Source organism: Alphaproteobacteria bacterium, from assembly GCA_040216735.1.
GTDB lineage: Bacteria > Pseudomonadota > Alphaproteobacteria > SHVP01 > SHVP01 > CALJDF01.
Map to the genome: position 1 here is coordinate 310568 of JAVJOO010000004.1, position 22287 is coordinate 332854.

Consider the following 22287-nt stretch of genomic DNA (forward strand, 5'->3'; position numbering starts at 1 on the left):
TCCATTACATCAACACGATTTCAGCCTGCAACGCGCCGGCAGTCTTGAGCGCTTGCAGAATGGAGATCATGTCGCGCGGGCTGATTCCGAGCGAGTTCAACCCGTCGACGAGTTCCTGAAGGTTGACCCCTGATTCGACGACGGCCAGCTTGGAGTTGCTCTCGACGACGTCGATCTGTGTACGCGGAACCACGACGGTATCGCCGGCTTGGGCGAACGGCGCCGGTTGCGAAACCTGCGGTGTCTCCGTTACCCGAATGGTCAGGTTGCCTTGGGCGATCGCGACGGTATTCACGCGGACGTCGTTGCCCAGCACGATGACCCCCGTCGTTTCGTCGATCACGACTCGTGCCGGCTGATCGGGTTCGACGCGGAGCTGTTCGATGTCGGCCAGCAGCGCGGTCATATCGTTTGCGTAGGCCGCCGGCGCCGTTAGCACGATGGTGCCGGGATCGGACATCACTGCGGCTTCAATGCCGAGGAAGGCGTTGATCGCTTCGGCGACGCGCCGGGCCGTCGTTAAATCGGGGTTCTTTAGGGCCAATCGCATCCGCGCCAGATCGGCCATTTCGAACGGGATTTCTTGTTCGATGATGCCGCCGTTCGGCACGCGCCCCGAGGTGGGGACGCCCTTGACGAAGGTCGCAGCGTCGCCTTGGACCGAAAAGCCGCCGACGACCACCGGACCTTGGGCGACGGAGTAGACCTGACCGTCGGCACCGAGCAATGGCGTCACCAGGAGTGTTCCGCCCAGCAGGTTTTCGGCATCGCCGAGGGTGCTGACGGTCACGTCGATCCGGCTGCCCTGACGCGAAAACGGTGGCAGGTTGGCCGAGACCATGACGGCCGCGACATTGTCGGTGTTGAGATCGACGTTGCGAACGTTGACGCCGAGGCGTTCCAGCATCGCCTGCAGGCTTTGACGGGTGAAGGGCGAGTTCCGCAACGAATCGCCCGTGCCGTTGAGACCCACGACCAAGCCGTAGCCGACCAAAAGGTTGTCGCGCACGCCTTCGATATTGACGATGTCCTTGATTCGCGATGCGGCGCCTGCTGGCCCGGCGAGGGAGGCGATCAAGACGGCGCCGCCGATTGCCTGGGCGGCGCAGCGCAGAAACTTGGAGAGACGATCGGTATGGGGGCGCGGGATCATTGATTCGGTACCACCGGGAATTCTTCCTGGCTCTTCTAGTGCGAAGGCCGTGCCACGCCAATGTAGGCTTAACAAATTGATTTCATTATGTAATTCAAAGGAAGATTACGGCGTAAAGCGGCAAACGCTGCCCAGTCGGCCGACCTGGGCGGCAAAAGCTGCCGTCTCGTCGGCTTTTCTTTACGACCTGTTAAGCATGGCCTGCGATAGTCGCGGCCATGCTTCAGCAAGGAAGACCCTGTCGATGAAAGTTAACGGGCCCGGTCCGATACAGGCCAACGCGGTTCGCCGTACCCGTAAAAGCGGTGGCGGCGGCGGCGGTGCGGGCTTTTCCGATCAAATCGCGGCAAACGACGCCGAGCCAGCCGCCGCGGGACAAGTGCGCGGTCCGAACTCTTTGACGCCGGTCGATGCATTGATCGCGCTACAGGAAGTTGGAGACGCCCTGACCGGGCGAAAGCGCGCAATGGGTCGCGGTCGAGAGATGCTGGACCTTCTCGATCAAGTACGTCTCGGTCTTTTGGTTGGCGGAATCCCGAGGGCCAAACTCGGTGCCCTCGTCCAGGCCGTGAAAGCTGAACGGCTGGTGATTGACGACCCGCGGCTCCAACAGATACTCGACGAAATCGAACTTCGCGCTGCTGTCGAGTTGGCCAAATACGAACGCCTGTAACTGGCAGATTTCCGTCAAATAACAAAGCGTTAGCGCGCCCCCGGGTAGTCCTTGTGGGGCGGCGGTCCCGTCCTTATACTGCGGCGCCTTTTGGCGAAGTGTGTCTTTTCGGTATCACTAGGCTTCGGGGAACTGATGGCAAGCAGAACGATCGCACGCAAGGCAGCCTCAAAAGCTAAGGGCAAGGTGGCAAAGAAAAAGCCCGCCCGTGCCGCCGCGAAAAAGGCCGCGTCTAAACCGAAGCGGACCCTAAAAAAGGCCTCGGCGCGGAAGACTCCAGATCGGAAGAAGTCCTCCGCCAAGAAGGCGCCAACATCCGCTAAAAAATCTGCGCCCGCCGGGAAGGCAAAGCCCGTGGCGAAAAAACGCGCGGCAGCCAAACCGAAGGCACCGAAGAGTACGGCCAAATCGACCAAAGCTGCGGCAAAAAGACCGGCGGCGCGACCGAGCGCGTCGAAGGCTGGTAAAGCCGTCGCATCGAGCAAGCCTCGAGCTGGCAAGGCGAAGCGCGCACCGAGCAAGCAAGACGAAGCCGAGCGCGTCAAAGAGTCCAAGATCGCAGCAGCGGAGCGGGCCCGTCTGGCCGATGAGGAGCGGCGCAAGAGAGCGCAGTTGCATACTCGCGCCCGGGTTCCAAAAAACTACGAACCCAGCGAAAAAGAACCGTTCATGAATCCCAAGCAATTGGGATATTTCAAGAACAAGCTACTCGATTGGCGTGCCGAACTGTTGCGGGAATCGAATCAGACCCTCGCCCATCTTCAGGAGTCGAGCCTGTCGGAACCCGACTTGGCGGACCGTGCGTCGGCCGAGTCCGATCGTTCGCTCGAACTGCGTACCCGCGACCGCGAACGCAAACTCATCTCGAAGATCGATTCCGCGTTGGGCCGCATCGTCGATGGGAGCTACGGGTATTGCGAGGAAACCGACGAGCCCATCGGGTTGAAACGCCTTGAGGCGCGGCCGATCGCGACGTTGAGTATCGAGGCGCAAGAACGGCACGAGCGCCGCGAACGGGTCTACCGCGACGAGTAGTATCGAACGCCCGGACCGAGGAAAAAATGAAAAGGCCGGTCCATTCTGGACCGGCCTTTTCTCTGGCAAGGACGGACTTGCTAGAACGGGAACAGAATATCCAGAACCTGCTGACCGTAGCGAGGTTGCTGTACATCCGTTAGTTGCCCGCGTCCGCCGTAGGAAATCCGTGCTTCGGCAATCTGGGTGTGTTGGATCTGGTTCGTGGCAGTGATGTCCTCGGGCCGCACGACGCCGGCCACGAGCAATTCGCGCACTTCGAAATTGACGCGAACCTCTTGGCGGCCCTGGATCACCAGATTGCCGTTAGGGAGAACCTGGGTGACGATCGCCGCCACCGTGATGCTCAATGCTTCAGAGCGGTCGACCTTACCCGCGCCCTTCGACTTGGACGTGCTGCCAAGACTCAGTGCGGTGGCGGGGTTGAAGGCCTCCGGCAATAGCCGCTTCTCAAGCTGGGATTCCAAACCAAGAAGATTGGTGACGTCCGAGTCCTCTGTGTTCTCACGGGTTCTTTCGGTTTCGTTGTCGAACGAGGCCTGGTCGTTGATGTTGATGATCACCGTCAAGATGTCGCCGACGCGCGCGGCGCGCTGATCCTTGAAGAACGCGCGTGCACCTTGCCGCCACAGCGAATTGGACATGAAGTTGTCGGTGGTCGGGTCCGGCATCGGTAGGCTGACGACGCGGTATCCGGGGGCCTGGGTTGGGTTTTCGATCGGCGTGATCGGCGGCACCGTGCCGATTTGGGCCATGCGGTTGACCGCATTGCACGCGCTAAGACTGGTCGCCAACGCTAGGGCCAGCGAAACATTGCGAACGTGCCGAGTAGAGGGAAGGGCCATGGGAATATTCCTTTTCGACGCTAGTTGGTCGCGAGGAGCTGGTTGGCGGAGTTATGCGGGATGCGAATCTCTCCTTCGCCGCTGACGACGCCCTGAACGGTCTTCTTGCTTTTCAAGTTCAGTATTCTGACGACATCGTTGAGGGCACCGTCCTCCAGCGCTTGACCGTTGGTCTGGAGCAACATGAGACGCGTGTGGACCGAGAGGGTGACGAGGTCGCCCTTGCGTACCAGCCGCGGCGCCCAAACGTCGCCGACACGGATCGGTGTGTCGGGGCGGATCTGGCGTTTCGCCTCTTGGCCAACGACCTGCTCGATATCGGTCGCGGTTTGCCGGCGCACGCCGTCGGCACGGATTTCCACCCAGGCGACATCTGACTCCGAGATGATTTCACCCTTAGCAACTCCGCGGATCGTCACTGGTATTTCCAGGATCGAATGCGCGGTGCCGTCGAGTGAGATTTCCTGGGTCGCGAAGTCCTCGCCGCTGACCCGGAGCAGGGCGGTAAAGCGGCCGCTCGCGTCGTCATAGGACAGCCGGTCGATCTCTAGATCGAAAAGGCTGTCGGCAGGGAGTGGGACGTTGAGTCCCCGCGTCCGCAACTCGACATCGAACTGGCCCTTCGCCCCTTGATCTCGCAGCGCCTGACGCAAAACGATGCGCACATCCTCTTCCGACAGGGTTGTCGACGACCGCCGCACGATCACCGCGGTAACGGCGGGACCGGGTGTCCACGACAGGCCGTGTTGTTTAGCGAATCGCGCCAGCGTGCCGGGGCGGATCACGGTGCGTTCGCCGGGTTGAGGCGAGGGACCGACCCGCACGTTTGCGGCTCCGCCGGCATCCTCGAAGATATCGCCAAGTGTCAAATCCGGTCCCTCGACAACGATTGGCGACCGGAGTTGCGGCGCGGCACCGGCAAACAACGGCCAGCCCGCGACCAACGTCGCGCAAACAAAGAGGTAGAGGGAGCGTTTCATGTCCATGGAGCTATCGCCGGTTCGGGCGCCTCGCTATCTGAGGTTGGTGATCGTCCGCAACATTTCGTCGGACGCGGTGATGACGCGGGAGTTCATTTCGTAGGCGCGCTGGGCTGTGATCAGATTGGTTATTTCCGACACCGGATTGACGTTGGCGGTTTCGAGAAATCCCTGGAGAACGGTGCCCACGCCGCCGGTTCCGGGGGTGCCCACGGTGGCGGCACCGGACGCCGGGGTCTCGAGGTACAGGTTGTCGCCAACCGCCTCTAGTCCGGCCTCGTTCGGAAAAGTGACAAGTTCAAGTTGCCCGACGTTGGTAGGGTCGACCTGACCGTCGATCGAGACCAGGACCTCGCCGGATTGGTTGATGGTGACGCCGACCGAGTCGGCCGGCACCGTCACGCCGGGCGAGACCTGAAACCCGTCCTGGGTCACGATCTCACCGGTCGGCGAAAGCTGGAACGAGCCGGCCCGGGAGTAGGTTTCCTGCCCGTCCGGCAGCACCACGCGGAAGTATCCTTTGCCCTGGATTGCCAAGTCATAGGTGTTGCCCGTTTGAACGACCGAGCCTTGCTCGGTGATGCGGTAGACCGCGCCGGCATTGACGCCTGTGCCAAGCTGGATACCCGCCGGCACGATCGAGCCGCCGTCTGTCGATGTCGATCCCACGCGCAGTTGATTTTGGTAGATCAGATCCTGGAACTCCGCCCGCTGACGCTTGAAACCTGTCGTGTTCAAGTTGGCGATGTTGTTGGAGATCACCTCGACGTTGAGTTGTTGGGCCAGCATGCCTGTGGCAGCGATGCTAAGAGACCTCGTCATGGCGTTATCCTCTGTCTAACTCTTGGTTCGGTTACGCAGAAACCACTTCGCCCAGCTTTTCGACGGCGCGACGCTGGAGGTCGTGATTGGTTTGAATCATGTTGGCGGTCGAGGTGTAGGCGCGCACGACGTCCATCATGCGAGTCATCTCAACGATGCCCTGGATATTCGAGCCCTCGAACATGCCTTGGAGAACCTGGGCGTTCTGCGGTTCTTGCGGTTCCTGCTCGGTGCTGTAGAGGCTGTCGCCGATCTTGAGCATCCGTTGCGCGTCCTCGAAACTGACGAGCTGGAGCCTTGCGATCTCACCGAGTTCGCCGATCACCGCACCTTCGGCCGAGAACGTAATGTCGCCGTCGAGAGGGTCGATCACGATCGGGTCGCCGCGCTCGTCTAGAACCGGAAAACCGGATTGGGTGACGAGCCTGCCGTCGCCGTCGAGCTGGAAGCGCCCGTTCTGGGTATAGCGGGGGCCATCGGTTGTACCGACGACGAAGAACGCTTCTCCCTTCAGGGCGACGTCGAAGGGATTGCCGGTCCGTTGCATCGGACCTTCCTTCGTGTCCCGCCAAATCCCGCGATCCTGCACGTAGGACAGCTTCTTGCGGTCGCTCGTCTTGACGAGAAACTCTTCGAAGATCGCACGTTCGCCCTTGAACCCGGCTGAGTTCATGTTCGCGACGTTGTTCGCGATCAAATCGAGTTGGCGGCCCAGCGCGATTTGGCGCGACAGGCCAATGTACGAGGTGTTTTCCATTACCCTTCTTCCCTTGCCAGCCGGTCCGTTTTGGACCCGCTCTAACGATTGAAGGCGCCCACCTGAGGCAGCCAACACGATGCATCGGCTGTGCCAAACGATAAAACCCATATGTTTCAGGTGTTTAGCGTTTATTGCACGGTGTCGGAGTGGCTAGTATTGCGGGTGGTCCGGCACGGCTTGCCGGGAGAAACTTGCCGCACCCGTGCCCGCAGCGAGCGATTCTGCTATCGTCGGCAAGCGCGTCCCGGCCCGATTTCAACGAGTTGTTAACGATATGCGCCTAGGCTCTCGGAACAACGAAACGGCGGTCGCGAAAAGCGTTCCCATCAGCGAACTGGAAACGAGTTAATGAGCGATACCGACGAAGAAGAAATCGATGAAGTTCCTCCGGATGACGATGGCGATGATGAAGGTGAGGGGCGGCCAAAGAAGCGGGGGCGTAAACGCCTCATCATTCTTATTGCCGCGCCGCTCCTGGTCATCATCCTTCTGGTTGTTGGCGCTGTGGTCATGGGTATTGGACCGTTCGGCGGCGGCGCCGAGGAAGAAGTGGCCGCAGAGGAGTCCCATGGCGGCGAGGCTGGCGGCGAACACGGCGCCGAGGGCGCGCATGGCGAAGGCGGTGCGGGTCATGTCGGGTTCTATGAGCTACCGCAAATGACGGTAAACTTGAACACCACGGACGGGACCACATCTTTTCTAAGGTTGACGGTCTCGCTCGAGTTGGCAAACGACACACCCGAAACCCGCGCGCAACTCGATGCGATGCTGCCCCGGGTCATCGATAACTTCCAAGTATACATGCGCGAATTGCGGCTCGACGACCTCAGCGGGTCGGCGGGCTTGTTTCGCTTGAAGCAAGAACTGCTCTCGCGCACCAACCGGGCTGTCGACCCGGTCAAAGTTAGCGACGTGTTGTTCAGCGAATTGCTTGTCCAATAGGCGGCAACGAGATGGCGAATACAGAAACCGATGCACCCGCGGACGATATTGCCGCCGAATGGGAGAAAGCCCTCCAAGAGGAGGAGGGTGGTGGCACCGCAGATGCTGAAGTCGCTTCGGAATGGGACGAGCTTGCCGGCGGCGACGACGCCTCGGGACGCGTTCTCAATCAAGACGAGATCGACAATCTCCTAGGATTCGACTCCGGTTTCGGCGACGACTCCGAGCGCACCGGGATCCGGGCGATCGTCAATTCCGCGCTGGTTTCCTACGAACGGCTGCCGATGCTCGAGGTGGTCTTCGACCGTCTCGTGCGTATGATGACGACCTCGCTGCGCAACTTTACCTCGGACAACGTCGAAGTATCGCTCGACAACATTACCTCGATCCGTTTCGGCGATTACCTCAATTCCATTCCTCTCCCGGCCATCCTTGGCGTTTTTCGCGCCCAGGAATGGGATAACTACGGTCTGCTGACGGTCGATTCGTCGCTGATTTACTCGATTGTCGACGTTCTTTTGGGCGGCAGGCGGGGAACGGCGGCGATGCGTATCGAAGGCCGACCCTATACGACGATCGAACGATCGCTGGTCGAAACGATGGTCGAGGTCGTCCTGCACGACCTGAGCGCCGCGTTCGAACCGCTGAGCCCGGTAACGTTCGCCTACGACCGACTCGAAACCAATCCACGCTTCGCCACGATCGCTCGGCCGGCGAACGCCGCCATTCTGATTCGCCTTCGGGTCGATATGGAGGATCGCGGCGGGCGCATCGAACTCTTGCTGCCCTATGCCACGCTAGAACCAGTTCGCGAGCTGTTGCTGCAGATGTTCATGGGCGAGAAGTTTGGCCGCGACTCCATTTGGGAAGGCCACTTGGCGACCGAGCTTTGGTACACCCAGGTTCAGATCGAGGCCGTATTGGACGACATGGTGATGAAGCTAGGCAAAGTCATGGACCTCGAAGTCGGTGATACCGTGATGTTCAACTGTACCCGGGATTCGGAGGTCGAACTCCGCTGCGGCGGCGTGCCGCTCCTTGTGGGCCGCATGGGACGTGTCGGCAGCACCATGGCCATTCGCGTAACGGATCAGATTAGAAATGAGGATAGGAACTGATGGATCTCCCGGTTCTGCTAGATGGCGCCGTCGCCATCCTTCTGCTGATCACCATCGGATACTGCGTCGTACTCTACGCGCGCCTTAACGAGGTCCGTCGGTCTAACGCGACGATGAAGAAGTTGATGACCGAATTTACCTCGGCGACCGAACGGGCGCAGGCAGGGCTCCTGTCGATTAAGTCGACCGGGAGCGAACTTTCCAACGCCTTGAGCGAACGCATCGACGAGGCACGTGCCCTAAAGGGCGACCTTGTTTACGTGACTCAGGCGGCGCAAACGCTGGCGGAAAGGCTCGACGCATCCATCGACGAGCGGTCTCGCCCCACGGAGGCTGCGCCTAAACGGTCGGCCCCGAAGCCCAAAAGAACGGCCACGACCGGAAAGGCAATTGCGCGCACGGCGAGCGAAAGCGAACGCCAACTGATGGTTGCGCTCCAGCAGGCGCGCTAAAGGATACCCATGTTCCGCAAACTCCGTCTCCTGCCGATTGTTATCGTCCTCGCCTTTGCCGCCTTTGGCGTCAAGGTCAGTGGACTGTGGTCGGAGGCCGAGCGATTTGGGCCTCCCTTGGTGGTACAGGCGGCGCAGGCAGCCGAGCCCGCGACCGAAGAGGACCCTTTTGCCAACGATACCGGCGGAGCCGGAGAATCGGCTGCCGGAAGCGAGTCGGCGGACGACGACGCCCTGACCCAATCCAGTGCCGACGATACCGGCAGGCCGGCCGATCAATCCGGTGGGCAGATATTTACCGAAGCCGAGGTCCAACTCCTGCAAGATCTGTCGGCACGGCGCGAACAGCTCGAGTTGCGGGCCCGGGAGCTCGATATCCGCGAGAACCTGCTGGAGGCCGCCGAAAAGCGGATTGAAGACAAGATCGCCGAACTGCGCCAAATTGAAGCCAAGATCGATTCCCTCATCCAACAACACGATGCCCAGGAAGAAGGGAAACTCCGCAGCCTGGTTCGGGTCTACGAGACCATGAAACCCAAGGAAGCCGCGCGTATCTTCAATGAACTCGATCTCGATATCCTGCTCGATGTTGCCGAACTGATGAACGAACGGCGACTGGCACCGGTTCTCGCCGCGATGACGCCGCAACGCGCGACCACGGTGACGACCGAGATCAGAACCCGCAAACAGCTCCCGGAGCGGCTCGAATCGGGCGAAAACGGGGCGGGGCCCGCGCCTCAGGGCGCAGCGGCACCTGGTACCGGCGGTCAGGGAAGCTGATCCCCCATCTATCATCGCGCGGTATCGCTTCTGTGTGCCGTAAACTGTTGATATTGTTCGTCTAGTCAATGTCGGCAACCGGTCGGGGTTTGTGGCGACCGCGAAAAAAAAGCAATTCTGGTTGATGCGCGTCGAAGCGAGGCTATTGCAGGCCGTAGCCCTTATGGCGGGCCTTTGCGCGGGGCTGACCCCGTTCGACGGTCTGGCGCAGGAAACCGTGCTGGCACGGGCCTTCCAGGGGCCCACCTTCGCGCGCATCGTGTTCGACTGGCCCGCGCCGGTCCCCTATGACGCGCGCGGTGGGGGCGATCTTCTAGTCATCGAGTTCGGCCGGCCGTTGGTCGCGGACCTTTCGGCGATTACCAACGTGCTTGGCGATCTCGTGCTGGATGCCAGAATCGAGGAGGACGGCCGTTCGGTGACGCTCCTCCTGAGCGACGCGTATCAGATCAAGACGACGGCGAACGGCCGGTCGATTATTTTCGATTTCGCCGTCCCACAGTCGGCCGCGACCGCACCGCCACCGCGGGCCGCAGCCCCGCCTGTTCGCCGGGCACCGCCGCAACAGGCCGCGCCGCAACCGCCAGCACCGGCAGCGCCGCAGAACGCGCCGAGCATCCGCGTTCGCGCTGGCGTCCATGATAGCTATACGCGGGTCGTGTTCGATTGGCCGGGCGAGGTCGGCTACGAGGTTGTAAAAACCGGCGACACGGTTTCGATCCGATTCGACCGCGCCGCAAGTTTCGGGATGTCGCGGGTGTTGGCGGAGGGCCGACTGTCGCGCATTACCTCTGCAAGCGGCGACACCGCGCAATACGGATCGACCGCCACCCTTAAAGTCGCAGACACCAGCCGGGTGCGACATTTCCGGAACGGCCGTTCGGTCGTCGTCGACATCCTGGGCGAGGGCGCACCGCGAACCCAGACCGCAGCCGAGTCCGCGCCGGCCCGGCGCGCCGCGCCCGTGCCACCGCCCGCGGTGCCTGTCGCGCCGGTCGAAAGGGCACGGGCCCCGGCGCCCCCGCCAGCCCAGGCCGCGGTCGCACACGCGGCAGACACAGGTACCGTAGGCGACCTCAAGGTACGTTTTGTTCAGGAAAGCGGCACCGTATCGGCGCTGTTCGAGTGGGACGGCCCGGTGGCCGCAGCCTTCTTCGAACGTGCCGGATTTGTTTGGGCAGTGTTCGATGGCGAAGGCGCCGTCGATGTGGCCGAGATCCCAGCAGCCCTCGCGGAAACCGTGTTTCTCGCCACGCCCGCCGAGGTAGACGGCGCAACGGCCGTTCGGATGCGGGTCCAAAAGGACTTAATGCTTGCATCGGCGTCCCGTGTCGGCGGGACTTGGCGTATCGATTTCCGACGCGCACCGACCGCACCGGCGCATCCAATCGACGTCCGTCGCGAGGCCGGCGGTGCCGGTCAGGCGCGCGTTACGTTGCCGTTGGCGGAAGCGGAGCATCGGATCGACCTCGACGATCCCGAGGTCGGCGATTCCATTGCCGTCGTGCCGTCGCTGCGGTCCGGCGCTGGTGTCGCCGCCGAGCGGGCGTTTGCGCAATTCCGGGTTCTCGCCTCCGCCCAGGGCGTGGCCGTCGAACCGTGGTCCGACGATGTCGCGCTGGCGGTCGACGGTGGGCTAGTGAGGATTACCGGCCCCGACGGACTATTTCTTTCGGAAGACGGGCTTCAGGAACCGCTCCAGGTCGCGGCAGCCGGATCGCAACCGCATGGCGCGGCGGCGCCTGCGGCCGACGCGGGGCATGGTGCCGCATCCGACGATGCCGCCGCGGACGACGGCCATACCGACGCGCCCGACGGCCACGGCGACACCGAACACGCGACCGACACCGGCGGCGCCCATGACGAGGCGGGCGAAACCGCAGTGCTGGCCTCGGTCGATACGCTGCTCCGCTACGCCGAATGGTCCCGCGGCGGCGAGGACGATTACTTCGAACACCTACAGGAACTCAACCTCGCCCTTGCCGAGGCGCCGGAGTCGCAGCGTGCTGAGGCCCAATGGGATCTCGCGCGTTTTTACTTCGCCCACAGCTTGGCACCCGAGACACTCGGCGTTCTAGGTATTCTGGCTTCGGAGAATCCGGCGATCCAGCAGGACCTGACCTACAAGGCCCTGCGCGGGGCGTCGCGCCTATTGATGGGGCGGACCGAATTGGCGGCGGAAGACCTGCTCGATCCTGCATTCAGCGCCGATCCGGGTGCCTCGCTATGGCGCGGCGCTCTATATGCCGAACGCGGCGAATGGGAGGCAGCGGCCCAGGAGTTTGCGATCGGTTCGTTTGCCGTTTCGTCGTTCCCGCCGGCGTTGCAGGCCCGGTTCAAACTATCGGCGGCCAAGGCAGCTCTTGCCATCGACGACATCGACACCGTGCAGGCCGAACTTACTGGGTTCGATCGACAACCCGGCGCGTCGGCAGCCCAGGTCAGCGAAGCTAAGCTCGTGCTCGGTCAAGCGCGAATCCTGGCAGGCGATGCCGAGGGCGGGATAGAATTGCTTGAGCAGGTTGTCGCGGAAAAATTCCGCCCGACATGGGGTGAAGCCGAGATCGCGATGACCAACTACCGCCTGGAACAGGGCGAGGTGAATGGCGATACCGCAATCGATCATTTAGAGCGATTGGCGCATGTTTGGCGTGGCGGTCAGTTCGAGTTGGACCTGCTTTCCAAACTCAAGACGATGCACTTGGATAACGGAAACTACCGTGCCGCGCTGGAGACTCTTCGCGCGATTTCCAACACGTTTGAGGGCACGCCCGAGGCGCGCGCCGCGGGCGATGAAATGGAAGCGATCTACCGCCGACTCTATCTCGACGGTGAGTCGGAAAAACTTGGACCGGTCGCCGCGCTCGGTCTGTATTTCGATTTTCGCGAACTGACCCCCGTCGGCGGCGACGGCGACGAGATGGTCCGAAATCTGGCGGACCGGCTGGTCTCGGTCGACTTACTCGGCCGGGCGGCTGAGCTGATCGACTTCCAGGTCAATTTCCGGCTCCGCGGCGCTGAAAAAGCGCGGGTCGCCGCCAAGCTCGCGGCGATTTACCTGCTCGACCGTCAACCGCAGAAGGCGTTGGAATCGCTGGACAAAAGTAGGTTCCGGGCGATCCCCGGCGCGTTGCTTGGGGAGCGACGCTATCTACAGGCCCGCGCCTTTATCGAGTTGCAGCGGTTTGAAGACGCCCAACGCCTGTTGGCTCAGGACGATTCGAAAGACGCGGCGGCGTTGCGGGCGGACATTTTTTGGCGAACCAGTAACTGGCCGCAGGCAGCCCAGGCGTTCGAAGCGGTCTTAGGCCGGCGCCACCAAGACGGTGCCAGCCTCAGTCGAGACGAACGCAACCGGGTGATGCAAATGACCGTCGCCTATGCGTTGGCCAACGACCGGGCTGCCATCGACGACGTACGGCAGCGCTACGGTTCTCTCATGGCCTCGACCGAAGACGCGAGTGCCTTCGAGGTTCTGACATCGAATCCCGACCGCGCTTCCATCGGCTTTAGGGAAGTTTCCAGCAGAATCGCCCAAATCAGTACGCTCGACTCGTTCATGGAGCGCTACCGCAGCGGTCTTCAACAGGATGGCGTCGGCGCCATCAACTAGCCGGGCCGGCCGACGCGTCGGCTAGTGAAGTAGGCGAGGAGGGAAGGGGCGCTATCCGAAACTGAGAACCAGGCTGTTAGCGACCAGGTTCCACCCATCGACCAAAACGAAGAAGACCAGTTTGAAAGGAAGCGATATCAGGATCGGCGGCAGCATCATCATGCCCATCGACATCAGGACCGATGCCACGACCATGTCGATGATGATGAACGGGATAAAGAGCAGGAATCCGATTTCGAAGGCCCGGCGCAACTCGCTGATTAAGAAGGCCGGTATCAAGGCACGGAACGGCGTCGTCGACGGTTCGCTCGGCAACTCCGAACCTGAAAGGTCGAGGAAAAGGCCGAGGTCTTTTTCCCGGACCTGCCCGAGCATGAAGGTATGGACGGGCACCGAGATCCGCGTGAACGCTTCGACTTCGCTGATCTCGTCGTTTATCAACGGTACGATGCCTTCTTGGTAAGCGCTCTCGAAGGTCGGTGCCATCACGTAACCCGTGAGAAACAGCGCGAGCCCGATAATCACGACATTGGGCGGCGTTTGCTGGACGCCCATCGCGCTCCTAAGAAGCGATAGAACGACAACGATCCGGGTGAACGACGTCATCACGACTAGCAACGACGGCGCTAGCGCAATGACCGTCACCAACGCGATGATCTGTAGGATTCGGCCGGTAAGCGGCCCTGCCTCGCCGCCGAGATCGAGGGAAAATTCCTGGGCCGCCGCGGGGCCTGCAGCGACGAGCGCCGCCAGCAAAACGATGAAGCCAAAGACCTGTGGTGAGGCCTCTATCCTGAATCGGTTACGCCACATCGTATTGGCCTCCCGGGCCTTTCCCGCGTCGAAGCGCGTCGCGCACGCTTGGGTTTTCTTCGGCGAAGTCTCCATCGGGCGAACCCGGTGCCGGGACGCCGGATTCAACGACCATGTCGCGATCGGCACCAAGGAGGACCAGATGCTCGGTGTCGTCGCGCCGGATCAAGATCAGTCGTCGCTTCGCATCGACCGGCAGGACTTCGACAATGTCGAGCCTGCGTCCCTTGGTGTTCTTACGTGCGCCCGATGATCCGCCGCGTGGCAGGGTCACTCGCGGCGTGAAGCCAAATCGCTTGGCCAGCAAGGCGATGCCGCCGATGAGTCCGAGGACGAAAACCAGGGCCAACAGGCCCCGTACGACCTGATCCACATCCATATCGGTTCAGCGCTCTCGTCTATTTGCCGGGACGCAGGTCTGGACCGACGGCGACTGCGTTAGCGACAAGGTTGCCGAAGCTCGAGGCAATGGCCTCTTCAAGCGCGTTCAGACCGGTAATCAAGCGTTCTAATTTTACTGCGTAGGGGCGGGCCTCCAAGGCGGGAAGCGCCAGGAGGTATTCGCACAACGCACTCGCGCGTTCTTCAAGGTCGCTCAGGTTCACGGCCATGCCGTCCTTCGCGTGGCTCAAGGCGTCGTCGATCCGGTCGCCGAGTTGTTTGAGTTCGACGGCGGGGTTCAGAGCGGGGTGTTTCATGATTGACCTGCCAATGCTTCGCTGTTTGCGCGGTACACGTAACCCAATATTTCGGCCACGATCGCCATGACCTCGGGCGGGATGGGGCTGTCTGTTTCCAGGACGGCGAGAACCTCAGCGAGATCGGCATCCTGTCGAATCGCGATGCCGTGCTGGGCGGCGATCTCGATAATTTGGCGCGCGACGGCGCCGTGGCCCGATGCGACGACGTGCCCGGTTTCGCCAGGTTGTGAACTCTCGCCCTGGACGGCGACGGCGACATCCCTCGCAGCCTTGATATGTGAAGCCGATGCGCCGGTCATAGGCGGAAGCCTTTCCGTCAACGAAGGCTGAACGGTAGCGCCGCTATGGTTAACCGGAGATTAATAGTGACGATAAACACGCGCCTCGATCTGGAGGCGTCCGACCCTTGCCGCTAGTGCAGTGGGCGGTTTTCGTGCCGATCGATAGAGGTAATTTCAGCCGCGTGCACCGGAAGTGTCACAAAAAAGGTGGTTCCCTGTCCCTCAGCGGTCTTGAACGACACTGTGCCCTGGTGGCGTTCCACGAAACTCTTGGCTACGGAGAGGCCAATGTTATTCCTGCCTTCGCTGCCAGCATTATATCCGCCGAACGGTTCGAAGACTTGGTCCCTAAGGATTGCGGGGATTCCGTTTCCTTCATCGCGGACCGAAATTAGCGCGCTGGGGCCTTCCCTTTCCAGGGTTAGAGTAACGTTGGATCCGGGCGGCGCTGTGACGATCGCGTTCGCCAAAAGGTTTGCGACAACGCGACATATTTGTTGTCGATCACCGAGAACATAGACACCCCGCGCGCGGACGGTCAGTGTCACTGTGACGTTGGCCTCAAGGGCGCGTTTTTCGGCGCTGTTGATCATCTCTCGAACGATCTCGCCGATGTCCACAGGAAGGCGCGTACTCTCTATGGTGCCCTCTCCGATTCGTTTCAGTTCGAGGATGTCGTTTATCGTCCGGAGAGCGGTTTCCGTGTTGCGGCTAGCAAGATTAATGATCTTGTGCCGATCGACGAGGTGGTCGTCCTCCCGCCCAAGGGCGTGAATCAGCCCACGCAACGCTGTGAGTGGTAGCAAAAGGTCTTCGCTCACGGCCGAAACCAGTCGATCTTTCATTTCCTCGACTTTCTCGCGTTCTGATATGTCTCGGGCCGTGACGAAAATCGCCGCGTCGTCGGGCGAGGCGACGGCGATCCAATGGAATCGCCGGGGTTTGCCGTTCTTGGCGTTCAGGGTAGCTTCGAACGATATTGAAATTTCTCGTTGCGACTGATTGCCGATCAGGTCGCCAAGTTCGCGTCGTCCGGCACCACCCAACATCAGACTGAGATTGTTTCCGATCAGCGATTCCGCGGTATGACCCAGCACCCGCTTCCAAGTCGGGTTAAGCCGCTGAATACGTCCGTCGAGATCCAGTACCGCGACCAAGTCCTGCGACAGGTTCAAGAAGCGCTCCGCTTCTCTTTCCAGCAGTTTTCGATCAGTGGTGTCGTGGATAACCGCTAGTCGTTCATCGTCTCCCACTGGAGCGACCGAGACCTCTGCAGTGAAGAACGTGCCGTCTTGGCGCTTGCCCAGCGCCTCGTTGCTCGACCCACCCGGGATGGCGCCGGGCGGTAAGGGCATGAGGTCTTTCAACGTTCGGGGTTGGTCGATTTGTTCCGCACCGAATTGTCGCGCAGCGGAACCGCTAAGGCCGCGAATCTCGCCGCTTCGACCGACACTGATGATGGCATCCCGGCTGGTTTCAAAAACGGCAGAAAGCCGCCGCCGCCAAAGACCGGTCTCCTCGGTTTGGAGCACAATTGCTTGAGCTTGCCGTCCGATCGTCGAGACCAAAGACGCTCCGTAGCTCAGTGTTATAGCAACAATCAGGGGAGCGGTATCGAACAGGATGGTCGTGGCGGCCTGGCAGGCGAATGTCAGGATGACGAGACCGGTGATCGATCCGGCACAAGCCAACGACGCCGGTTTCCAAGACAACCGTCGCAACGCCCAAAATGCGCCGACGGACCCACCGAGCGTCAGGAGCAGGACGACCCACCGCGGCAAGCGGGTGAGTTCGCGGTTTTGCACTACCGATTCGAAGGCTAACGCCTGTACGAAAACGCCGGGCAAGGCTCGGTAGTGCGGCACCGCAATTTGATCGCCCAGTTCGACCGCGGACGACCCGATCAGGATTCGACGGTCTCGCAGCGCGTCCGGGCTAACTTGCCCGGAAAGGACGTCGAAAAACGAGTAGACGGCAAGATCGGAAACTCGGATGCCGTAATCGATATAGAAAGGGCTGTGGCCGAGGACCTGGGTAGCCGCCAGTCGGACGCCCAGGAACGGGAAAATTAGATCGCCGAAGTCCTGGACTGGTTCGACCATTCTGACCGCACCGTCTGCATCGGGTCTTACGTTGATCGACGCGAGGCTCGCGTGGCGGGCAAATCGAGGGAGGGGCAGGGAGGCGACCACCTTTTCGGCGCTCGACGGTTCGGCGAACTGTCGAAACGTCGGCAAAATAGCAGGCGTTTGGAGGTCGGCGAGCGCAACTTCCAAATCCGAGTCCTGCCGTTCCGTGGAACGGGTGCTGAAATCCACGTCGATGGCAATCGGCCCGGTATCCATTTCGTGCAAGACGTTGAGCAGCTGGGCGTGAAACGTCCGGGGCCAGGGCCAAACGCCGATCCGAGCGATGCTCTCTGCATCGATCGTGATGACCGCCAGGTTTCCCGATACGCTGCGTTGCACCACTGAAAAGCGCAAATCGATAAGTGCGCGTTCGACGAACTCAAGCGTCCCCGAGAGGTAGGCGATTGCGGCGGTTCCAAAGACCGCCAAAGGGATCAAGGAGCGACGCACGTGGAACTAGGGCCCATTGCCCCCACCGTTGCCGCCGCCATTGCCACCGGCGTTGCCGCCGCCATTGCCACCGGCGTTGCCGCCGCCATTGCCACCGGCGTTGCCACCGCCATTGCCGCCACCATTGCCACCGGCGTTGCCGCCACCATTGCCACCGGCGTTGCCGCCGCCATTGCCACCGGCGTTGCCGCCACCATTCCCGCTTGCGTTCCCGCCGCCATTGCCACCGGCGTTGCCGCCACCATTGCCACCGGCATTCCCGCCGCCATTGCCACCGGCGTTGCCGCCACCATTGCCACCGGCGTTCCCGCCGCCATTGCCCCCGGCGTTGCCGCCACCATTACCACCGGCGTTGCCGCCACCATTACCGCCGCCATTGCCCCCGGCTGCGCCGACACTGACGTTCACGCCTCCGGAGTTGAGGCTCTGCGCGTTGCCGTTTCCTTGCCCAGTGTTGCCCCGTCCGTTTGCCGCACCGCGCGCGCCGGCCTGGACCGCCTGGCCATCGCCGCGTCCAGGCGCCGCTGACCGCGATCCGCCGGGGGCCGCGTCCAAGTTGCCGCGCGTAGACGATGGGTCCTGTCCCGGTGGCGTTGCGCCAACTGTCAGCGACAGTCCGCCGGGGCCAAAGCCGACGTTGGCAGAAAGACCCGCGGTCACGTCAGCGCTTTGAAAGTCGCCCGATTCCGTCGGCGGCGATACGCCCACAACGCCCTCGCTGACGCTGACCGTGGCGGTTTGGCCGATTACGGTGACGGCGAACGTCGTACCTTTGACACCGGCAACGAGAAAGGGCGTCCTAACTTTGAATCGGGGGCCGCGACCGCTGACCACATCGTAGACAGCCCGGCCAAAGGCTTGAAGAACCGTGGTCGACGTGGAGTCGGGTTGAAGTTCGATACGAGTGCTGGCCGCAATATCGATGCGGTCGCCGTTTCTCTCGATGGTCGCGCTACTTCGGAGGCCGGTCGTGATGACGGCCGTAGACGAAACCATTTCGCCGACGACGAGGGCTTGACCGGGATCCGCCGCACTTCGTGCTACTTGCACCGAACCGTTCACGGTTTGGGCCGTCCACCCGTCATTTTGCGCGTGGACGCCGCCGGGCCACAGCAACGCGAGCAAAAGACCGACGGTGAAGAACGCAGCGATCCGGTGCGGCCCGGTCATAGCAAAGTCCCCTTTTTTTACCAAACACAACGCAAACAGACACATCACCGGCATGGGGCCCTGCTCCGGTATCCCGCACTCTAGGTGCTGGTGGGTTGATAGGCAATTGCTGCCCGGCAAAGGCGTCCAGGGCGGCAAACTTTACCTTTCCTTAACGCAGATGCCCGAAAATGGGTGCCAATCGGAAATTTACCGCGACGGCGGAAGAGCCCATGGATCTCAACAAAATACCCGTCCTGAAGATGATCACGACCCAGATGGACTGGCTCAACCAGCGCCAGAAAGTGATCTCCCAGAACATCGCCAACGCCGACACGCCGGACTATATCGCCCACGATTTGGCCCCACTGGATTTCGCCGACCTTGCCCGCGGTCAGGGCAAGAGACTCAAGATGAAAGTGTCCAGTCCGCAGCACATCGCCGATCCAGGGGCGCGCGACGGCGAACTCCGCGGCAAGGAAGACAAGAAGTACACCTCGGAGCCGTCGGGCAACGGCGTCGTGCTTGAAGAACAAGCGATGCTCGTATCCGCCACCCAGGTCGACTACGAGTTGATGACCCGGCTCTACCGCAAACATGTCGGAATGCTGCGAACGGCCCTCGGTCGCGGTGCTTAGGACGGGAACAAAGGATTAGGACATGGCTAACGAGACGCAACTCATCAAGTCGATCATGGTGTCCGCTTCCGGTCTGCGGGCCCAAAGTGAACGCATGCGCGTTATCTCGGAGAACTTGGCAAACGCCAACTCGCTCCCGCAAGCGCCCGGTCTCGATCCGTACCGCCGCAAGACGGTTTCTTTCAAGAGCGTGCTGGACCGCGAACAAAACGTCGATTTGGTAAAGATCAAGAAGGTCGGGTTCGACCGGTCGGACTTCAGAAAAGAATACGACCCCGGTCACCCAGGTGCCGACGAAGACGGTTACGTGCTTAGACCGAACGTCAATTCGTTGATCGAAGCGATGGATATGCGCGAAGCGCAGCGCAGCTACGAAGCCAACATCAACGCGCTCGAAACCGCCCGATCGATGCTGATGCGCACCATCGGCATTCTCAATAGCTAACGCGTTTTCCCTTAAGAGGACCCTGACATGGCGACAGCTCCCATCTTGAACGTTGCGTTTCCGGCCGCGGGCGCGGTGAAAAACCAGGCGTTTCAGCCGAACGGCGTCGGGACGCCGAAGGTCAACGGACAAAGCTTTTCCGAACTGATGCGCCAAGTCGCCGTCGATGGCATTGACCGCACCAATACCTCCGAACTCCAGGCGACCAAATCGCTCAACAAGAGTACCGATATCGTCGATGTGGTTACTGCGGTGACCAATGCCGAAGTTACTCTCGAGACGGCAATCGCCGTCCGCGACCGGATTATTCAGGCCTACCAGAACATTATTCGGATGCCGATCTAGCCATGAATGTCGGTGAGTTCCTCGATCTCTCCCGGGACGGCATTACTGTTCTACTCCTGACGGTCGGCCCGCTCATGATGATCAGCCTCGCGGTGGGTCTGGGCATCGCCCTGTTCCAAGCGTTGACCCAAATCCAGGAAATGACGCTGACGTTCGTTCCCAAGATTCTCGTCACGTTCGTGGCGCTGCTGATCCTGCTGCCCTTCATGATCCGTCAGGTCACCGAGTTCATGGAGCGGATCTCGCAACTCATCATTACCGGCACCTAAATTGAGAGCGGCCGATGCTGGCTGAACTTCTGCCGCTCGACGTTTTCGCGGTGTTTTTGGTTTTTGCTCGGCTGTCTGCCGCGCTGATGCTGATGCCAGGGATCGGCGAGGCCTATGTTTCGATTCAGATACGGCTGGTGGTGGCGATCGTTCTGACGATCGTTATTTCACCACTGGTGATCGGCACGCTGCCGATCCTGCCGGCAACGCCGTTGGAGCTATTGCTTCTGATTCTCGGTGAGATCGTCGTTGGCGTGATGATCGGCACCGCCGCGCGCATGACCATGAGCGCCCTCCATGTTGCGGGCACTGTGATCGCCTTTCAGTCGAGCCTCGGTTTTGCGCTCTTTGTCGACCCGACCCAAGGAACGCAAGGAGCGTTGATTGCGACGTTTCTTACGATCTTAGGGCTCGTTCTGGTCTTCGCCAGCGGTTTGCACATGATGATGATCCGCGCCCTTGCGGATTCGTACGTGCTGTTTACGCCGGGCCAACTGCCGTCCATGGGCGATTTCGCCGCACTTGCCATTCGTTACGTGTCCGGGTCATTCCGCGTTGGTATTCAGATTGCCGCGCCGTTTATCGTCTTCGGCCTCGTCTTCTATATCGGGCTGGGGATTCTCGCCCGCCTCTTGCCGCAAATTCAGATCTTCTTCATCGCGATTCCGCTTCAGATTTTTTTGGCGTTGATCATCCTCGGCCTGGTGCTGGCACCGGCAATGATTTGGTTCCTCGACCATTTTGAGGTTCTCTTTTCGGAACTGTTGGCGGACCGCTAATGGCTGACGAACAGGATAAATCCCAAAAAACCGAAGACCCGACCGCCAAACGGTTGGACGAAGCCCACAAGAAAGGGCAGGTCGCCAAGTCGCAGGAACTGAATCATTTCTTCATTCTGTTCGCCGTCACGGCGTTGGTCATCATATTCGGTCGCGGCGTTCTTCACGGCGTCGGGCAAGTCATCTTGCCGTTTTTGGAGTCGCCGCACACGATACCGACAGACCCTGCGCATCTCATCGAAATAAGCCAAACGATCGGCGTCAAGCTCATCTTGCTATTGGCACCGCCGGTCGCGCTAATCATCGTGGCCGCCCTTGCCGCAAATCTCCTGCAACAAGGTTTCGTCTTCTCCTGGGAACAAACAAAGCCGAAGTTCAGCAAGATTTCCCCCATCGCCGGCGCCAAACGTCTGTTCTCGCCGCGTTCCGTCGTGGACTTGGTCAAGAGCATCCTCAAGCTCGTCATCTTGGGCGGCGTCATCATTTTCCTGATCCTGCCCGAGCAAACGCTCCTGTCGCAGTTGATGGCCGTGGATCTCCGGGAACTCTTTGTGATCGTCCGCGCCGAAGCCGTGCGTATGTTGATCCCGATCGTCGTCATCATGCTGTTCGTCGGTTTGGCGGACTTTTGGTATCAAAAATACGAACACAAAAAGGGGCTCATGATGTCCAAACAGGACATCAAGGACGAGAACAAAAACACCGACGGCGATCCCCAGGTCAAAGCCCGCATTCGGGCGTTGCGCGCCGAGCGAGCCCGTCAGCGGATGATGGCGGCAGTACCGAGCGCCGACGTCATCATCACGAACCCAACTCACTTTGCCGTCGCGCTGCAGTACGAAGCCGCGACCATGGCCGCGCCCAAATTGGTCGCCAAGGGAACCGACGCGGTTGCGCTTCGCATCCGTGAAACAGGCGAGGAGCACGATATTCCCATCATCGAAAACCCGCCGCTCGCCCGGGCGATCTACGCATCCGTCGAAATCGGCCAAGAGGTCCAGGCCGACCATTACAAAGCGGTGGCCGAAGTCATCGGCTACGTGATGAAAATCAAGGGCGATGCCATTCGCCGCAAGTTCACCGAAGAACCCGCCGCCGTCCACGCCGACGCTTAG

At 60.9% G+C, this 22287-nt stretch carries 26 protein-coding genes; 15 read left to right on the top strand and 11 right to left on the bottom strand.

The features are described 5' to 3' along the window. Window positions 1–4 precede the first annotated feature (4 nt). Entirely contained in the window at window positions 5–1153 is a 1149-nt protein-coding gene (locus tag RID42_11890; protein ID MEQ8248369.1) for a flagellar basal body P-ring protein FlgI, read from the bottom strand. A 244-nt stretch (window positions 1154–1397) separates the two neighbouring features. Between RID42_11890 and RID42_11895 the strand changes: the two genes are divergently transcribed. Continuing rightward, window positions 1398–1826, top strand: coding sequence for a flagellar assembly protein FliX (locus tag RID42_11895; GenBank protein MEQ8248370.1), 429 nt, complete (start codon window positions 1398–1400; stop codon window positions 1824–1826). A gap of 29 nt (window positions 1827–1855) precedes the next feature. Here RID42_11895 and RID42_11900 read toward each other — a convergent pair whose 3' ends face one another. Further along, complete coding sequence (locus RID42_11900; protein ID MEQ8248371.1) at window positions 1856–2311, bottom strand: hypothetical protein; 456 nt, start codon at window positions 2309–2311, stop codon at window positions 1856–1858. Between the two features lie 184 nt (window positions 2312–2495). Here RID42_11900 and dksA point away from each other — a divergent pair, with 184 nt between their 5' ends. Then, a complete protein-coding gene (gene dksA, locus RID42_11905) occupies window positions 2496–2861 on the top strand; it encodes an RNA polymerase-binding protein DksA (GenBank protein MEQ8248372.1) in 366 nt (121 codons plus the stop codon). A gap of 80 nt (window positions 2862–2941) precedes the next feature. Here the strand turns inward: dksA and flgH are convergent, their stop codons facing one another. From flgH to flgF, 4 genes are read right to left on the bottom strand one after another with little or no spacing between them, the layout of a single operon-like run. After that, window positions 2942–3706, bottom strand: coding sequence for a flagellar basal body L-ring protein FlgH (gene flgH / locus RID42_11910; GenBank protein ID MEQ8248373.1), 765 nt, complete (start codon window positions 3704–3706; stop codon window positions 2942–2944). A gap of 20 nt (window positions 3707–3726) precedes the next feature. After that, window positions 3727–4692, bottom strand: coding sequence for a flagellar basal body P-ring formation chaperone FlgA (gene flgA / locus RID42_11915; protein MEQ8248374.1), 966 nt, complete (start codon window positions 4690–4692; stop codon window positions 3727–3729). A 27-nt stretch (window positions 4693–4719) separates the two neighbouring features. Next, window positions 4720–5508: a flagellar basal-body rod protein FlgG gene (flgG, locus tag RID42_11920; GenBank protein ID MEQ8248375.1), complete on the bottom strand. Its 789-nt coding sequence runs from the start codon at window positions 5506–5508 to the stop codon at window positions 4720–4722. Between the two features lie 31 nt (window positions 5509–5539). After that, complete coding sequence (gene flgF / locus RID42_11925) at window positions 5540–6265, bottom strand: flagellar basal-body rod protein FlgF (protein MEQ8248376.1); 726 nt, start codon at window positions 6263–6265, stop codon at window positions 5540–5542. 351 nt (window positions 6266–6616) lie between these two features. Between flgF and RID42_11930 the strand changes: the two genes are divergently transcribed. The 5 genes from RID42_11930 (at window position 6617) to RID42_11950 (ending at window position 13173) form a co-directional block, all read left to right on the top strand. Next, window positions 6617–7210 carry a flagellar basal body-associated FliL family protein gene (locus RID42_11930; GenBank protein MEQ8248377.1) on the top strand — a complete coding sequence of 198 codons (594 nt, stop codon included), beginning with the start codon at window positions 6617–6619 and terminating at the stop codon, window positions 7208–7210. 11 nt (window positions 7211–7221) lie between these two features. Then, on the top strand, window positions 7222–8328 hold the full coding sequence (gene fliM, locus RID42_11935) for a flagellar motor switch protein FliM (protein ID MEQ8248378.1): 1107 nt from the start codon (window positions 7222–7224) through the stop codon (window positions 8326–8328). Then, the gene (locus tag RID42_11940; GenBank protein MEQ8248379.1) at window positions 8328–8780 is read left to right on the top strand and encodes a DUF6468 domain-containing protein; all 453 of its coding nucleotides are present in this window, start codon (window positions 8328–8330) and stop codon (window positions 8778–8780) included. Before fliM ends, RID42_11940 begins: the two co-directional genes overlap by 1 nt. Before the next feature lie 9 nt (window positions 8781–8789). Next, complete coding sequence (locus RID42_11945) at window positions 8790–9560, top strand: hypothetical protein (GenBank protein MEQ8248380.1); 771 nt, start codon at window positions 8790–8792, stop codon at window positions 9558–9560. Between the two features lie 91 nt (window positions 9561–9651). Further along, entirely contained in the window at window positions 9652–13173 is a 3522-nt protein-coding gene (locus tag RID42_11950) for a hypothetical protein (GenBank protein ID MEQ8248381.1), read from the top strand. Between the two features lie 51 nt (window positions 13174–13224). Here RID42_11950 and fliP read toward each other — a convergent pair whose 3' ends face one another. The 5 genes from fliP to RID42_11975 all read right to left on the bottom strand — a co-directional run bounded on the left by fliP (window position 13225) and on the right by RID42_11975 (window position 17547). Then, window positions 13225–13986, bottom strand: coding sequence for a flagellar type III secretion system pore protein FliP (gene fliP, locus RID42_11955; protein ID MEQ8248382.1), 762 nt, complete (start codon window positions 13984–13986; stop codon window positions 13225–13227). Further along, complete coding sequence (locus tag RID42_11960; GenBank protein ID MEQ8248383.1) at window positions 13976–14365, bottom strand: flagellar biosynthetic protein FliO; 390 nt, start codon at window positions 14363–14365, stop codon at window positions 13976–13978. Before RID42_11960 ends, fliP begins: the two co-directional genes overlap by 11 nt. A gap of 19 nt (window positions 14366–14384) precedes the next feature. Next, window positions 14385–14684 carry a hypothetical protein gene (locus RID42_11965; protein ID MEQ8248384.1) on the bottom strand — a complete coding sequence of 100 codons (300 nt, stop codon included), beginning with the start codon at window positions 14682–14684 and terminating at the stop codon, window positions 14385–14387. Next, entirely contained in the window at window positions 14681–14986 is a 306-nt protein-coding gene (locus RID42_11970) for an EscU/YscU/HrcU family type III secretion system export apparatus switch protein (GenBank protein ID MEQ8248385.1), read from the bottom strand. Before RID42_11970 ends, RID42_11965 begins: the two co-directional genes overlap by 4 nt. Window positions 14987–15099: 113 nt before the next feature. After that, the gene (locus tag RID42_11975; protein ID MEQ8248386.1) at window positions 15100–17547 is read right to left on the bottom strand and encodes a CHASE2 domain-containing protein; all 2448 of its coding nucleotides are present in this window, start codon (window positions 17545–17547) and stop codon (window positions 15100–15102) included. Here RID42_11975 and RID42_11980 point away from each other — a divergent pair, their 5' ends adjacent. The 8 genes from RID42_11980 to flhB all read left to right on the top strand — a co-directional run bounded on the left by RID42_11980 (window position 17548) and on the right by flhB (window position 22287). Further along, the gene (locus tag RID42_11980) at window positions 17548–18075 is read left to right on the top strand and encodes a hypothetical protein (protein ID MEQ8248387.1); all 528 of its coding nucleotides are present in this window, start codon (window positions 17548–17550) and stop codon (window positions 18073–18075) included. A 210-nt stretch (window positions 18076–18285) separates the two neighbouring features. Next, window positions 18286–18801: a hypothetical protein gene (locus RID42_11985; protein ID MEQ8248388.1), complete on the top strand. Its 516-nt coding sequence runs from the start codon at window positions 18286–18288 to the stop codon at window positions 18799–18801. 128 nt (window positions 18802–18929) lie between these two features. Next, on the top strand, window positions 18930–19334 hold the full coding sequence (gene flgB / locus RID42_11990) for a flagellar basal body rod protein FlgB (GenBank protein MEQ8248389.1): 405 nt from the start codon (window positions 18930–18932) through the stop codon (window positions 19332–19334). A gap of 22 nt (window positions 19335–19356) precedes the next feature. Continuing rightward, window positions 19357–19779, top strand: a complete 423-nt coding sequence (flgC, locus tag RID42_11995) for a flagellar basal body rod protein FlgC (protein MEQ8248390.1) — start codon at window positions 19357–19359, stop codon at window positions 19777–19779. Between the two features lie 27 nt (window positions 19780–19806). Next, on the top strand, window positions 19807–20124 hold the full coding sequence (locus RID42_12000; GenBank protein ID MEQ8248391.1) for a flagellar hook-basal body complex protein FliE: 318 nt from the start codon (window positions 19807–19809) through the stop codon (window positions 20122–20124). A 2-nt stretch (window positions 20125–20126) separates the two neighbouring features. Then, window positions 20127–20393 carry a flagellar biosynthesis protein FliQ gene (gene fliQ, locus RID42_12005; GenBank protein MEQ8248392.1) on the top strand — a complete coding sequence of 89 codons (267 nt, stop codon included), beginning with the start codon at window positions 20127–20129 and terminating at the stop codon, window positions 20391–20393. A 14-nt stretch (window positions 20394–20407) separates the two neighbouring features. Beyond that, complete coding sequence (fliR, locus tag RID42_12010) at window positions 20408–21172, top strand: flagellar biosynthetic protein FliR (protein ID MEQ8248393.1); 765 nt, start codon at window positions 20408–20410, stop codon at window positions 21170–21172. Next, window positions 21172–22287 (top strand): flagellar biosynthesis protein FlhB, encoded by a 1116-nt coding sequence (gene flhB, locus RID42_12015; protein ID MEQ8248394.1) that lies wholly within the window; start codon window positions 21172–21174, stop codon window positions 22285–22287. Before fliR ends, flhB begins: the two co-directional genes overlap by 1 nt.